Annotated in this window: 15 protein-coding genes; 8 read left to right on the top strand and 7 right to left on the bottom strand. The window is 60.2% G+C overall.

The features are described from left to right. Position 1: 1 nt before the first annotated feature. On the top strand, positions 2-673 hold the full coding sequence (locus M2368_RS12075; protein WP_105657975.1) for an NADPH-dependent F420 reductase: 672 nt from the start codon (positions 2-4) through the stop codon (positions 671-673). On the opposite strand, the gene M2368_RS12070 is transcribed toward M2368_RS12075, so the two are convergent. From M2368_RS12070 to M2368_RS12060, 3 genes are all read right to left on the bottom strand, one after another. Further along, positions 665-2,047, bottom strand: coding sequence for an FAD-dependent oxidoreductase (locus M2368_RS12070; protein ID WP_105657974.1), 1,383 nt, complete (start codon positions 2,045-2,047; stop codon positions 665-667). The genes M2368_RS12075 and M2368_RS12070 overlap by 9 nt on opposite strands. Positions 2,048-2,200: 153 nt before the next feature. Next, complete coding sequence (locus tag M2368_RS12065; RefSeq protein WP_105657973.1) at positions 2,201-2,830, bottom strand: isochorismatase family protein; 630 nt, start codon at positions 2,828-2,830, stop codon at positions 2,201-2,203. Between the two features lie 60 nt (positions 2,831-2,890). After that, positions 2,891-3,946, bottom strand: a complete 1,056-nt coding sequence (locus M2368_RS12060) for an LLM class flavin-dependent oxidoreductase (RefSeq protein WP_332488435.1) — start codon at positions 3,944-3,946, stop codon at positions 2,891-2,893. A gap of 103 nt (positions 3,947-4,049) precedes the next feature. Here M2368_RS12060 and M2368_RS12055 point away from each other — a divergent pair, with 103 nt between their 5' ends. After that, entirely contained in the window at positions 4,050-4,646 is a 597-nt protein-coding gene (locus M2368_RS12055; protein WP_133834332.1) for a CGNR zinc finger domain-containing protein, read from the top strand. A 135-nt stretch (positions 4,647-4,781) separates the two neighbouring features. On the opposite strand, the gene M2368_RS12050 is transcribed toward M2368_RS12055, so the two are convergent. Further along, the gene (locus M2368_RS12050; RefSeq protein WP_332595209.1) at positions 4,782-5,129 is read right to left on the bottom strand and encodes a zinc ribbon domain-containing protein YjdM; all 348 of its coding nucleotides are present in this window, start codon (positions 5,127-5,129) and stop codon (positions 4,782-4,784) included. Between the two features lie 207 nt (positions 5,130-5,336). On the opposite strand from M2368_RS12050, the gene M2368_RS12045 reads away from it, so the two are divergent. The 6 genes from M2368_RS12045 to M2368_RS12020 all read left to right on the top strand — a co-directional run bounded on the left by M2368_RS12045 (position 5,337) and on the right by M2368_RS12020 (position 13,031). After that, positions 5,337-6,530: a siderophore-interacting protein gene (locus tag M2368_RS12045; RefSeq protein ID WP_426735735.1), complete on the top strand. Its 1,194-nt coding sequence runs from the start codon at positions 5,337-5,339 to the stop codon at positions 6,528-6,530. A 112-nt stretch (positions 6,531-6,642) separates the two neighbouring features. Then, a complete protein-coding gene (locus tag M2368_RS12040; RefSeq protein WP_426735737.1) occupies positions 6,643-8,409 on the top strand; it encodes a lipase family protein in 1,767 nt (588 codons plus the stop codon). 154 nt (positions 8,410-8,563) lie between these two features. Next, positions 8,564-9,589, top strand: coding sequence for a Fe2+-enterobactin ABC transporter substrate-binding protein (gene fepB / locus M2368_RS12035; protein WP_332595207.1), 1,026 nt, complete (start codon positions 8,564-8,566; stop codon positions 9,587-9,589). Positions 9,590-9,731: 142 nt separating this feature from the next. Continuing rightward, positions 9,732-10,439, top strand: a complete 708-nt coding sequence (locus M2368_RS12030) for an HNH endonuclease family protein (RefSeq protein ID WP_426735740.1) — start codon at positions 9,732-9,734, stop codon at positions 10,437-10,439. A gap of 170 nt (positions 10,440-10,609) precedes the next feature. Further along, positions 10,610-10,822 (top strand): hypothetical protein, encoded by a 213-nt coding sequence (locus tag M2368_RS12025; protein ID WP_105657967.1) that lies wholly within the window; start codon positions 10,610-10,612, stop codon positions 10,820-10,822. A 175-nt stretch (positions 10,823-10,997) separates the two neighbouring features. Continuing rightward, a complete protein-coding gene (locus M2368_RS12020; RefSeq protein WP_426735742.1) occupies positions 10,998-13,031 on the top strand; it encodes a bifunctional metallophosphatase/5'-nucleotidase in 2,034 nt (677 codons plus the stop codon). A 70-nt stretch (positions 13,032-13,101) separates the two neighbouring features. Here the strand turns inward: M2368_RS12020 and M2368_RS12015 are convergent, their stop codons facing one another. From M2368_RS12015 to M2368_RS12005, 3 genes are read right to left on the bottom strand one after another with little or no spacing between them, the layout of a single operon-like run. Further along, positions 13,102-13,425: a putative quinol monooxygenase gene (locus M2368_RS12015; RefSeq protein ID WP_105657965.1), complete on the bottom strand. Its 324-nt coding sequence runs from the start codon at positions 13,423-13,425 to the stop codon at positions 13,102-13,104. Between the two features lie 4 nt (positions 13,426-13,429). Beyond that, positions 13,430-13,849: an MmcQ/YjbR family DNA-binding protein gene (locus tag M2368_RS12010; RefSeq protein WP_105657964.1), complete on the bottom strand. Its 420-nt coding sequence runs from the start codon at positions 13,847-13,849 to the stop codon at positions 13,430-13,432. Between the two features lie 10 nt (positions 13,850-13,859). Then, positions 13,860-14,276 carry a CoA-binding protein gene (locus tag M2368_RS12005; protein WP_498724538.1) on the bottom strand — a complete coding sequence of 139 codons (417 nt, stop codon included), beginning with the start codon at positions 14,274-14,276 and terminating at the stop codon, positions 13,860-13,862. Positions 14,277-14,314: the final 38 nt, after the last annotated feature.

Here is a 14,314-nt window from a genome sequence, read left to right as displayed (position 1 = left end):
CATGCCTGAAGGAGAGAAAATGACACAGCAGACCATCGGCATCCTGGGCGCCGGGAAGATCGGCACGGTCCTGGCCCGCCGCGCCCTGCAGGCCGGCTACAAGGTGCTCATCGCCGGTTCCGGCGACCCCGGCGCCATTGCCCTGACCATTGAGATCCTGACTCCGGGTGCCGTGGCCGTGGATCCGGCAACCGCCGCACGGGAAGCCGACATTGCCATACTGGCCTTGCCTCTGGGAAAGTACCAGAATATTCCGGCTGCCGAGCTTGAAGGCAAGCTGGTTATCGATGCCATGAACTACTGGTGGGAAACCGACGGCATCCACGAGGACCTGAACGACCCCACGGTGTCCACCAGCAAGTTGATCCAGGAGTTCCTGCCAGGTTCGCGGATCGTCAAGGCCTTCAACCACATGGGCTACCACGACCTCGAGGACGAGTCCCGTCCAGCCGGCGCCGAGCGCCGCAAGGCCATCGCGATCGCCGGTGATCTGGGCGCCGACGTCGATCAGGTAGCACTGATCGTTGATGATTTCGGCTTTGATCCGCTGCCGATCGGCCCTTTGGCTGAAGGCTTGCGCCTGCAGCCGGGCCAGCCTGCTTTCGGCGCGAACAAGCCGCGGGCCGAGCTCGCCGAACTCATCGATGCCGCGCAGGTCCAGGCCTCAGCCTAGCTGCGCGAGCACCTCGTTCAGCGCTTCGGTGGACGAGGGGTGGGTGAAGATCTGGTCGCGCAGTTCAGCGGCAGTCATGTGCTGCCGCATGGCCAATGCCACCAGGTTGACCACCTCCTGGGAGTCCACGTGCATCAGCGCCGCTCCGAGGATCTGGTCGCTGCGCGCATCGATGACGAACTTGATGATGCCCCGCGGGTCGCCCACGATCTTGGGGCGCGGCATCGCGGCGATCTCGGAAACTTTCTTCACCGCGATCTTGGCTTGGAACCCCTGCTGCGCTGCCTGCTCTTGGCTCAAGCCAACGCGAGCCAGCGGCGGAGTGGTGAAGATGGTGTACGGAACAGCAACCCGGTCCTTGGTGCTGCGTGATCCGTCTCCCAGCAACTGGCTGGCCAAGACCCGGTGGTCATCGAGCGAGACATAGGTGAACTGGGGTCCGCCGTTGGCATCGCCCAGGGCATAGATGCCCTCGACATTGGTGGCCAGGAACTCGTCAACCGCGACTTCCCCGCGGGAGCCCGTCTGGACCCCGGCGGCTTCCAGCCCCAGACCGGCAGTATTCGGCACGCGCCCAAGCGCAATCAGCACGGCATCCGCCTGCAGCTGGTGCACCTCGCCCCGACGCTCGTAGCTGACGGTGGCGCCTTGCTCGTCCTGGCTGATCGAACGCACCGAAGCCGAACTGATGATCTCGGCTCCGGCATCTTCCAGGCAGGCCTGGACTTCCCCGGCCACATCCGGGTCTTCCTTGGACAGCGCACGGCTCCCGCGATCCAGCACGGTGACTTTCGATCCGAACTGGGCAAACATCGAGGCGAACTCGATGCCGACATATCCCCCGCCCACCACAGCCAGGGCCTTGGGCAGCTGGGCATGCTGGATCGTTGTGGAGTCATGCACCCGCCCGCCGATCTGCGCTCCTTCGATGTCCGGGATCGCAGGTAGCGCGCCGGTGTTGATGATGATCTTCCCTGCGCTCAGTTCCAGCTCTTCGGAACCGGCACTGACCTTGATGCTTCGAGGCCCGGTGAATGCGGCCTTGCCATTGACCACCAGCACCGACTCCAGGTCGTCGAGCATGGAGAAATTCTTGGCGCGCATCATGGCGGTGAGCTTGTCCCGGCGCTGGACGGCCTCCTGGAAGACCTGCTGGTCGTATCCGGCGCCATCCCGGGATTCGGCATCATGGATCAAGGCCTTGGTCGGCACGCAACCGATATTGATGCAGGTGCCGCCATACATCTGGGAGGACTGCTCGATCACCGCCACCCGCTGTCCTGCCTTGGCCAGGGTACCTGCCAGGGTCTTGCCGCCTTTGCCCCACCCGATCACGATCGCATCGAGCTTTCCGTCCGCGTTTGCCGAACCCACGATAATCCCCTAGCTGTCGCCGTCTTGTCCTAGCACGAGTCTTGTTCCCGCAGGCCGCTTCCGTCAACCTTTGCCCGGACAGCCCGGAGATGAAAAATGGCGGACCACACCCTTTGCAAGATGCGATCCGCCAGTTACAGGACGCTCACCTGGCTATTGGCCGGCACGGCCACGAGCAGCTGATTCGATGAGGTTATCGCCGGGCAGTGCAGCACCCGAGGCCACTGCCTCGATCCAGGTAGCGGTCGGGGCCACCGCAGCCCAGCTGGAATTCAGCACGGCCATCAGGGTTTCATGCACCTGCTGGGCGGGGATGGAACCGGCAGCGTTGACAATTTCGATCGCGCCGGTAGCATCGGAGAGCACTTCCACGGTGAACCCCAGCGGTTCGGCAGCCGCGGCAGAACCGATCACGCAGTTATTGGTCATGTAGCCCACCAGGGTCAACGTGGTGATTTCACGCTCGCGAAGCCACTCTTCCAGGCCTGTACCCGCGAAGATGCTGGCATAGTTCTTGGAGAATTGGTGCTCTGCAGCTTCCATCCGATCCTGGATCTGCGGGTGCAGGGCATAGGTAGCGGATTCCGGGGCAAAGACGGGGAATCCCTCGGGCGCTTGGTGCTGCACGACAACCACCGGGATCCCGGCCTTTGCCGCTTCGTCCATGGCATTGGCGATGGTGGCTACCGACTGCTCGCGATCCGGGTACTGGATCTGCAGCAGGCCATCAAAGTATTCCTGCTGTGCGTCGATGACGATTAGTGCTCTGCGTGGTGCGGACATAGTGAGTTCCTCTTTCCGATGTGTCGAGATGGCGCCATACGGCACCGGGTGTTTCAGGTTTTATTTAGCCGGCCGGTAGTGCTGGGCCATGAGCTGCACGGTTTGCACCGCTGCGCCAGGGGTGTGGCTGCCAAGGACCATCATCAACTCATCCGCTCCGGTCCGCTGCTGCAGCGCTTCCAGGCGCTGGGCCACTTCGGAAGGCGTGCCGGCCAGGGTGCGGTTGGTGTACATGTCAATGATCGCTCGCTCATTGAGCGTGGCCGGATATCCTGCGACCTCCTGGGCGGATAGCAGTGCAAAGGGTTCACGCTTGAACATCCGCAGCATGGCCATCGCCATGGTCGAGGCCTCGGCACGGGCGTATTCTGGATCCTCGGCCGCGATGACGCTTTGGCTGATGAGCACGTACGGACGGTCGAGCACTGCCGAAGGCACGAAGTTCTCGCGGTAGATGCGCAGCGCGGTGTCGATATCGGCATCGCCGAACTGCAAGGCGAAGGCGTAGGGCCGGCCCAGCCGCGCGGCCAGCTGCGCCGAATACGGCGAGGAGCCCAGGATCCACAACGGGGTCTGCGTTTCCGGTGCGGGCAGGCGGTTCTGCTCGTTCTGCCACGGGCCGGGCACTGCATGGACTTCGCTGTAGGGGTGCCCTGCAGGGAAATCATCATTCAGGAATCCCACCAGCTCGGCCAGTTGCTCGTCGAAGGTTTCGTTGGCTCCGGTTCCGCGGCGCAACGCGGCCGCGGTGGCCCCATCGGTACCTGGCGCGCGCCCGACACCCAGGTCGATGCGCCCCGGAGCCAGCGCTTCGAGCATGCCAACCTGCTCCGCGACCACCAGCGGCGCATGGTTGGGCAGCATCACTCCACCCGCGCCCAACCTGATCCGCTGGGTGTCGGCGGTGAGCCGGGCCATCATCAGCAGCGGCGATGCCACGGACAGCGCGGGCATGGCATGGTGCTCGGACATCCAGAAACGGTGATATCCGGATTGATCCGCAGCCTTGGCGATATCGATGGTGTCCTGGAGGCCATCTTGGGCGGTTTGCCCTACACCGGGTCCGCCTCCGGTGTGAACCGACAGGGCGAAGGGAGCGGAGCCGAATCGTGGCACTGGCTGCAAGGCCAACCTCTTTTCTCATGTTATTTCTACTTTTTACCGTGATACACACACTAGCAGGTGATCACGGTAAAGCAATACTGATACCATGAGGAACATGTCCCAGATGCCCCTTCCCCCGAGCCCCGGAACCGCGCAGCACTGCAGCATCGATCTGGCCAACAGCGAAATCCAGCTGCCTGGCGGCAAGAGCTTCGACGCGCTGGCTAGCCCGGCGGACACCACGCAATGGCTCATCGTGCGGGGTCTCGTGCCCCAGGAAGCGGCGCTGCAAAGCTATTGCCAGAATCGGCTGGTCACCCTTCGCAGCCAGATCAGGAAAGCTTTCCATGCCATCGCCACGGGCACACCCGTGGCCCGGGAAGTGCTGCAGGGCATCAACGCCGCACTGCTGGCAGCACCGAGCACCCCATTGCTGCACCATGAGCCGGGCAAGGGATTCTTCCGCGCATTGGAACACCCCGCCACGCAATTGACCGAGCACGCCATGTCGCGACTTGCCGAGGACGCCGCAGCACTTCTGAGCAGCGAAGAAGCGGGCCTGCTGGCCCAATGCGAAGCCGAGCCATGCACCCGCTACCTGCTCAAGACCCATGGCCGCCGGCATTGGTGCTCCACGCGTTGCGGTGATCGCGTGCGGGCGGCCCGTTCGTACGCCAAGAAGAAGAGCCAGCAGGATTCTTCTGCCGCCTAGCCCATGGCCTGAGGATTCCCGCCGGCGACGCAGCCGAGCACCTTGCATGCCGCGGCACGTGCCAAGCAGCATGGAACACTAAAGGCTCCCACCATCCGTAGATGCTGGGAGCCTGAGGAACTGCGGGCGGAACGCCTAGATCTTCTTGACGATGGAAGACTTCAGTTCCATCTGGCCGAAGCCGTCCACCTTGGCGGCGATATCATGGTCGCCAGAGCCTTGGACCAAGCGGATATTGCGCACCTTGGTTCCGGCCTTCAGCGCACTCTGCGCGCCCTTGACCTTCATGGTTTTGGTGATGCTGACGGTATCTCCGTCCTGCAGCGCATTGCCGACAGCATCCTTGATCACTGCTTCGACAGCTTCGGCTACTTCGGCCTCAGCGTTCCATTCATGTGCGCACTCTGGGCAGACCAGCAGGGCATCCATTTCGTAGGTGTACTCGCTGGAGCATTCAGGGCACGGTGGCAAGGTATCAGACATGAAGCTGATTTTAGTGAGCGGATATGCCCCATGTCGAATGAATCGGATATCGAATAATCCCCGGAATTCCGCGCTGGAAATGGCACGAACCCCAGGCCTTGAACACTTCCTGCCCTCCAGCTTGAAATTACTTGTTTTCCACGCCGGATATACCCCATACTCAGGCATACAGGCTGGTGCCCACACCGGCCGGGTTAGGGGCACACCATGTCTAAGCACCACAAGTACAAGAGCTACGGTCCGCAGTACACGGTGACGCCAAGGGAAGGGCTCACCCTGGAAATCCTCGCTCAGGCCGAAAAGGCCGGGGCAAAGGCAGGATACGCGATGGCCAAAGAGCAGCTGTACCGGAACATCGGCAACAGCTCTGTGATCAACGAGCAGGAAACCGACGAATTGCTGGCCGCTGCCGAACGTGCCGGCGCCGCGGCGGCACTCACCGCGGCACGCAAAGTCCTGGATAAGACACTGCGCACCTCGTTCAAGCACTACCACCACTCAACGGCGCAGGGGCCCGCGCAGCAGCTTGCCCCGCAGCCATTTGCTCCTGCGCAGACGCGCAGCTACTCGGAAACCTACGAGGAGCCCTTGGCCCAGCACACCCCCGCCTTGGGATATCTGGATCCGTCAAGGGAAAAGGTGGATCAGCACATTCTGACCATCACCCGGGTAGAACAGCTGAACGACCAGATGGTGCGCATCATCGCTGGCGCCCCCGATCTGGATGGCTACCGTTCCAACGGGGCGATTGATGAATACGTGAAAGTCTTTGCCGCTGACCCCGCCCTCGGATTAGAGCCTCCCTATGATCTGCGCGCCTTGCGGCAGCGCCTGCCCCGCGACCAGGTTCCGCGTTCCAAGTCGTACACGATACGTTGGATCAACGCGGTTGTGCCGGAAATTGCGATCGACTTCGTAGTTCATGGGGAGCCTGGGACTGTTGGCCATTGGGCCGGGACAGCGCAGCCCGGGGACCCACTGGTTATTTCCCCCTCACGGAGCAAGTCATCATTGTCGCTGAATGCCGACTACTACGTGCTGGCCGCGGATGAAGCAGGCATCCCGGCGATCTGCAAAGCCCTCGAAGCATTGCCCTCGGATGCGCGCGGTCTAGCGTTGCTCGAAGTTGCCGATCAGAACGCAATGTTTGACGTGAAACATCCTCCAGGCGTTGATTTACGCTGGCTGCCGCGTGACGGCGTTCCGGCGGGCCGCAGCTCACTGCTGGCCGATGAGCTCCGTTCCTTGCCGCTGCCCCCTCTGCGGCTTGGGCTAATCGCTCATGCCGAGCGTTCCACGGTTAAAGAGATCAGCCAAGTTGCGCGGCACTGGCACCTCGACAAGCGTTCCTCCCACATTTCCTCTTACTGGACCCTGCGCGAGGGGAGATTACGCCGCTAAAAGCTGGATCAGAGTGATCCGCAGCATCACAACGGCACGCACAGGGACAAGCTCTTTAACTCCGGATAACCTTGGAAGCATCGCATCCGCACTGGTTATCCGAGGAGTGTCCATGGCTCAGCCCGATTGCACCAGCAATTTCGCGCGCTTTCTCGGCGGTGTTTTGCTGATTGCCCTCGGACTCGTCCTGATGCTCAACTCGGCGAGCGCGGTCCGGCTGATCATTTGGCTGCTGGGCGCTGGCCTGTTGATTGCGGGCCTGGTGCGCCTTGCCGAGGCTCAACAGGACTCCGTTCGCCGCTGGCCAGTGATGCTTTCGGGCGGCCTGCTGGTGCTCAGCGGGGTCGCCCTCCCGCTCTGGCATCGCGCCAGCTTGCCGGTCCTGGCTTTGGCGACTTCACTGGTTCTTCTCCTGGGCGGAGTGCTCAGACTGGCAGCGGTGCTCCGCGGGCAGCGGCAGTATTCCTTCCGCGGCGCTCTCACAGCACTTGCCGGTGTCTTTGGCGCGGCTCTGGTGATGTTTTGGCCCAGGCTTTCCTTGTGGGTGCTCGGCGTCGCTTTCGGCGGCTGGTTATTCCTTTTGGGAGTCCACTGCTTGTGGTCTTTTCTCCGGCCTCGCCTTCCGGCAATTCCTGGCTGGCTCCGCACTGCGCGTAGCGCTAGCCTGACAGGATTGAGCGCCATTGGCCTCGTCGCCGTGCTCGGGCTCGGAACGATCACCGCTTTTCTGCATAGCCAAAGCGATACGGCCGCCGCGGATGATTTCTATTTGCCGCCAGCTAGCGTTCCTGCTGCCCATGGCCAGTTGCTGCGCGCTGAACCGCTGGCCAAGAGCACTCCGCCGAACACTCTCGCCTGGCGAATTCTGTATACGACGCAAGGTCACGATGGCTCTCCTGCAATAGCTTCGGGCGTGGTGACCGTGGCCGAGTCCGCCACGGGAACCCTACCTGTCATCTCATGGGCCAATGGGACCAAGGGCGTCATGTCCCAGTGCGCGCTGTCCATGGGACCGAATCCTTATGATGATGGTCCAGCTGCTGCCCGTGAAACCATGTTGGCTGGCGGATGGGCAGTAGTCGCTACCGATTACGTCGGCTTGGGCACCGCCGGCCCTCATCCCTATTTGATTCCGGCTGCCGAGGCGTACGCGGTGCTTGACGCGACTCTTGCTGCAGGTCAGCTGCAAGACCTGCATTCACGAGGAGTCCGGCTAGGACAGTCCAGCGTAGTGTGGGGCCATTCCCAGGGCGGGCATGCGGCTCTGGCTACGGCTGAAGCCGCCGGGGACTACGCTCCGAACCTGGAGATTCTCGGCATCGCCGCCATGGCCCCGGCAACCAACCTTCCGGAATTGGCCGAGTCGGTTGCTGATACCGCGGCGGGAAAAATCATTTCCAGCTACATTGCCGCCAGCTGGAACCAGCTGTATCCGGATCTGGGCATCGACGAGCGGTTGACGACCCGTTCTCGCATGGCGGTAAACCAGCTATCCCAGAATTGCTTTTCCGGTACGGGCGCGCTGACCGGGTTGGCCCAGGCCAGCCAGCTCTTCGAACCGATTCTCAGTTCCGAGGCTCTCGACGGCCAGCTGCACTCGGTGCTGAAACGCAATTCGTCCATCGTTCCGGCGGGCTACCCGGCGTTCATTGCCCAGGGCGCTGCTGATTCATTGGTCTTGCCCTCGATGCAGCGCGAGTTCTTCAGAAGTTCTTGCACCCCGGATGCCCAGATTGGTTACCTCGAGTACTCCGGACTGGACCACATGCCGCTCGTCGGGGCAGACTCGGCACTCAATGAAGATCTTGTCGCCTTCACCCACTCGCTGCTTGAGGGGAAGCCAGCTTTCCCTGAAGGCTCCACCCTGTGCAGGAAATAACCGTTTGCGATGCCACTCTGATTCCTTTTGTTCTTGTACCAGCGCACGGGCCCGTGTCTGTGGAACATAAAATAGGTTCGGAAAGACTTCCAGTAATTCATTGCCGTTCAATGCCGCCTAGCCATTTTCTGGCCGTCGGCCCAGGAGAATCCTAGTGCGTCCCAGCTTGTCCCGAATCGCAGTTGCCTTGTGCCTTGGCATCTTGGCCTTTTCCCTTGGCTCTTGCGCGGCGTTACCTGACGAGCAAGGGAGAGATGCGGGCACCGCGGCATTTGAAGCCGGGCATTGGCCACGCACCTTGACTGATTCAATGCATGACCCCATACGGATCCAGGCAAAACCTGAACGTATCGTCTCGACCTCGGTAGGACTCACGGGTTCACTGCTGGCCCTGGACGCGCCGGTCATTGCCAGCGCAACGGCGCCGGCGGGGCCTGATACCGATGGCGACGGTTTCTTCAAGCATTGGGCTGATGTTGCCTCGGACCGCAAAGTTGATCCGCTCTACGAGATCGGGAAGTTCGATCTGGAAGAAATCGAGGACCAGAAACCCGACCTCATCATCGTGGCGGCAACAGGAGCAGACTCCGAAGTCGACAACGTAGGTGCGCTGAGGAAGATTGCACCAACCATTGTCGTGGACTACGCAGATAAGGACTGGAACGAACTTTCAAAGTTGCTCGGGGAAGCCACTGGTACCGAAGAACGAGCAGAGCAGAACACTGCAGCCATTAACGAACGGGTTTCAGCACTGAGAAGCATGCTGGCAATCCCATCCGGAACCACGGCTTCAATCATTTCCTACGCAGCCCATGGCATATCCCCGATCGCTAAAACCACCGGGCCGCATGCGCAGCTGTTCAGAGGACTCGGCTTCACGGTGGTATCCACGCCAAAGAAGTTCGACACTTCCACACAGCCAAGGGAAGATTTCAGTTTCGTCAGCTACAGGGATCTGCCAGCAACGCTCACTGGAGATGCCACCTTCCTCTTGGCCGCAAACAAGAAAGCGACCACGGCATTTACCTCGGATGAATCATTAGCCCAGCTGCCATCGGTGCAGAGCGGCAGCGTCTTCCCGCTCACCACTGCCCACCTTCTGGACTACTACGCAACCCAGAAGATCTTGGACTATTTCGAACACGATTTTCCAGGTCTGGGCTCTTCTGAGCTCGAGTAGCAGCATTCCTTGAAGCCGGTACATCCGACCTCACGCCACAACACGGATCATGGACGGCTAAATGGTCCGCTCCACTGCCTATAGTTCAAGTCAGAGCATCTTCTAGCTCAAGCACCAGCCACCTTAGGAGTAGTACTACCGCATGCGTTCGCTGCGTCGCACCTTATCTTTGTTCGCCCTCCTGTCCACCCTGGCTCTGAGCTCGTGCTCTTCATTGGAGACCATTGAGTTCCCGCCCCTTCCTGATGCCCAAGCCGCACCGACGCCAAGCACCGCAGAACAACTTGATATCTACGCAGAATCCCTTGAACTGCTCAATGAAGTTACGGTCAAAGGCCGCGCACCAAAAACCGGCTACGACAGAGCGGAATTCGGCAAGGGATGGAAAGATCCGGACCGCAATGGATGCGATGCGCGCAACGACATCCTCTCGCGCGATTTGGTGGACGTGACATATAAACCGGCCACGCGACCCTGCGTTGTATTGAGCGGAACGTTCGATGATCCCTACACGGGCAAGACCATCGAATTCAAGCGCGGCCAAGGCACCAGCACCTCCGTGCAAATCGACCATGTTGTCGCCCTGTCCGATTCCTGGCAAAAGGGCGCGCAGCGCTGGGATGCCGAGACCCGCTTGGAATTTGCCAATGACCCGCTGAATCTGCTGGCTTCCGATGGCCCCACTAATGCTTCCAAAGGCGACAAGGACGCGTCATCATGGTTGCCACCCAACAAGAGCTTCCGTTGCACTTACGTCTCGCGGCAGACCCAGGTAAAAGCCAAATACGACGTTTGGATGACCAAGGCAGAGCACACCGCGATCGGGAACATCCTCAAATCCTGCATCTAGCAGTCAGGCAGCTTCGCCGGGCCTCATAGCCGTACGCAGGACATCGCACGGAAACATCCACCTTAAGGCTTATCGTCAAATCGATGGACTTGTGGCAAAATGGATATTATTCAACACGTTAGCGATTATGTTCTGCGATGGCTTGGCCTGATCCTCTACTGCAAGGGCGCATGATGAAGACACGAATCCCCGGAGTCCTCCTACTGGTTTCCAGCGTGTGCATCTTCAGTTTTGCACTGACCACCACGCAGCGCGAGGCAGCCACTGCCTGCTGGGTCGTCTCCACCCTCATGTTCATTGGAGCAGCCATGCTGCTGCTGAGTGCGATCCTTGGAACTTCCACCGTCACCGCAGGTGACCCGCGGCATAAGCGTCAGCAATAACTGCATACTCCTCTAATCAGAAGCAACCTCTTGGCCTATGGCTGGGAGGTTGCTTCTGTTGAATAACCGACAGTACTTGTACTTCTGCACCTAAATTTAACGCCAAAGCATCGACAGGTTCATTCAGATGCGATAGACATATGTCTTGTCACACTCGTCACTTTTAGGAGTACCCATGCCTGCATTCAGGCAGATAAGAAAACTCGGTCTCGCTTCGCTGGCAACGATTTCGCTGGCCGCCACCGGTGCCGCAACAGCTCAGGCTACATCCACGCACAGTGCTTCCCTGTCGCCAGCTGCGGGTACTGAAGCCGTCACCATTGATCTAGTTGGCATCAATGACTTCCATGGCCGCATTTCTGCTGACAGAAGCTCTGCCGGCGCTGCTGTGCTGTCCGGTGCTGTAGATGGAATGCGTGCAGAAAACGAAAACACCCTATTCGTCTCCGCCGGCGATAACATCGGCGCCTCAACCTTCGCTTCCGCCTCGCAGGATGACGAACCAACCATCGCTGCCCTGGGTGCTGGCGGCCTGGATGTCTCGGCAGTAGGCAACCACGAGTTCGACAAGGGATTCGCGGACCTGACCGGACGCGTCATCGACAGCTACGCCGATTCCAGCGGTGTCAACGGCGCAGACTTCGCACTGGGCGCCAATGTCTATGAAAAGGGCACCACGGCTCCTGCCCTCCAGGAATACGCGATCCGCGAGATCTCCGGTATTTCCGTGGGCTTCATTGGCACCGTTACCGAAGACATGCCTTCACTGGTTTCCCCAGCTGGCATCGCCGACCTGGATTTCGGCAGCGAACTGGAAGCAGCGAACCGTGTAGCTGAGCAGCTCTCCGATGGCGATGAAGCGAACGGCGAGGCAGATGTAGTGGTGCTGCTGACCCACAACGGTTCCGCTGGCGATCAGTGCGCAGATATTGCCGAAGAAGACAGCGCCTATGGCGAGCTCGTTCGCGAGGCCAGCAACGAGATCGACGCGATCTTCTCGGGCCACACCCACCAGTCCTACGACTGCGAAATCGCGGGCCGCCCGGTGATCCAGTCCCACCAGTACGGCACCACTTTGGGCAAGGTTTCCTTGCAGGTAGATCCTGAGACTGGCGAAGTCACCGAGGCCGCTACCGAGCGCATCGCCTTGGCAACCGAGGGCGCTGACGGCGAATGGGTGGGCAACTTTGATGCCAATGCCGAGGTCGCAGAAATCGTTAGCGCCGCTGAAGCGGAAGCTGAAGTGGTCGGCAGCGTGAAGATCGGCGCCATCTCTGAAGACATCCTTCGTGGTGGAGAAGAACCCGGCCAGGACCGAGGCGTTGAATCCACCCTGGGCAACACCGTAGCCGACATCCACCTATGGGCTACCTCTAATGAGGATTTCGCCAGCGAACCAGCCGAGATCGCATTCATGAACCCAGGCGGCCTGCGTGCCGACCTGCTCTACGGCCAAGATGGCACAGTGTCCTACAAGGCCGCAGCCGAGGTCCAGCCATTCGCCAACACCCTGATCACTTTCAACCTCACCGGGGCGCAGATCCGCGAGGCCTTGGAGCAGCAGTGGCAGCCTGCAGGATCGGAACGCAACAAGCTGCATCTGGGTATTTCCGAGGGTCTCGCCTACACCTACGTCGAGGACGCTGCCCAGGGCGAGCACATCAAGGACATCACCTTCAAGGGCGAGCCACTGGACGAGGAAGCAACCTTCCGTGTCGCAGCCAATGCATTCCTGGCTACCGGTGGCGATAACTTCGCCGCGTTTGCCGCCGGCACCGATCATGCTGACTCCGGCCAGATCGATTTGGACGCCACCGTGAACTACTTCAAGGCACATGACGTTGTTGAGCCGGCTCCGCTGGGCCGCGCGGTCCTGCAAGAGCCTGTTGCACCAACGCAGTCGCCGGATCCTTCGGATGAGCCAACCGGGGATCCAACTGATTCGCCGGAACCATCTGAGGATGCAACCGACGACGCGACCGAAGAACCTACCAGTTCGCCAGTGCCAACTGGGGACGCGACCCGGTCCCCTGACTCGTCTGGCGAGCCTAAGGATGAGCAGAAGGATGATTCCCAGAACCGGGACTCCGAAGACCTAGCTGATACCGGATTCGGCACCAGCTGGATCGGCATCGTCGCCGGTGTCGTTGTCCTGGCAGGCATCGCCTTGGTACTGATACGCCGCTTCGGCAACAAGGCCGGACGCTAGAGCCCAAGGGCAAAGATAAAGGCAAAGGGAAGAACCAAGAGGTTCTTCCCTTTGCCATTGTCCCAATAACTTAGTCGATGACCAGTTCGCCCATGGAATCCCAGCCTTCGCCGTCTACCTTGCGGGAAACGATCTTCGGGGTGGAGACCAGGTGTGGTCGCATGGACTCAAGACCGGCTGCGAAGTGGGCGGAGTTCACGTGGTTTGCCGCGGCTTCGTCATCGCGGAAGGCCTCAACCAGGACGAATTCGTTGGGGTCTTCGACGCTCACGGACCAATCGAAGAAGATGTTGCCCTCTTCGGCGCGGGTTGCCGCGGTGAATTCAGCGACATGGCCCATGAAGTTCGGGGTGGATTCTGGCTTTACTTGGTATTTAACAACGATGAAGTACATGTCTCTAGTCTAGGGTTCCCTTGTTAATTGCGCCTTGCAAACGAATGTATTCTTTATCCCTTTGAGGCATGCCGTCGACCACTAAATCGTATGAATCCTCGATGAGCTCGCCCATCAGTTGCGGGTCGAGTCCTGCACGAACCGAATTCCAGTGCTTCTTATTCATGTGATAGCCCGCGGTGATCTGCGGATGCTCGCTGCGCTGCTGGTCTGCCAGAGCCGGTTCGCATTTCAGGTTCAGCACTAATTCGCCTTGCAGGTGCATGAGCAGCCCAAATATTTTGCCTTTGCCCGGATCACTGCCCGCCACCTTGAATACGGTGCTGTCAGGGCCGAAGGGGTAATCGGCGTAAGCGCACGGCATGCGCAGGCACAGCTGCGCCCACGCATTTTCCAATTCTTCTTGCCCAGCTGTTGTTGCCATCAATGCCTCACTAGCGAAATGGGTACTCGATCTTGGGGCAGGTATCCATTACTACGTCCAGTCCCGCATCCTTGGCCCGTCGGGCGGCAGCTTCGTCAATGACGCCCAGCTGCAACCACACCGCCTTCGCTCCTACGGCAATGGCTTGGTCAACGATGTCTCCCACCTTGGAAGAGTTCACGAAGCAATCCACCACGTCAATGGGGCCTGGAATGCCAGCAAGCTTCGCGAAGCCCGGTTCGCCCATTACAGTTTCCGCGCCTAACGACACGGGAATAATCTGCATCGACAGTTCATCACGCAGGAAACGGGCGATGGACGGAGCTACGCGAGCTGGGTTGTTGGTCAGCCCGACAACCGCCCAGCGTCCAGGCGTGCTCAACAGCCTGCGGATTGTTGCCGAATTATTTACGTGCTGCGTGTCCATGCACGACACCATACCGCGTTGCTGGCACTTTTGGCGTC

This window comes from Arthrobacter sp. JUb119, assembly GCF_024807995.1.
In the GTDB taxonomy this organism is placed as follows: domain Bacteria; phylum Actinomycetota; class Actinomycetes; order Actinomycetales; family Micrococcaceae; genus Glutamicibacter.
This window is presented reverse-complemented; position numbering and strand designations above follow the sequence as displayed.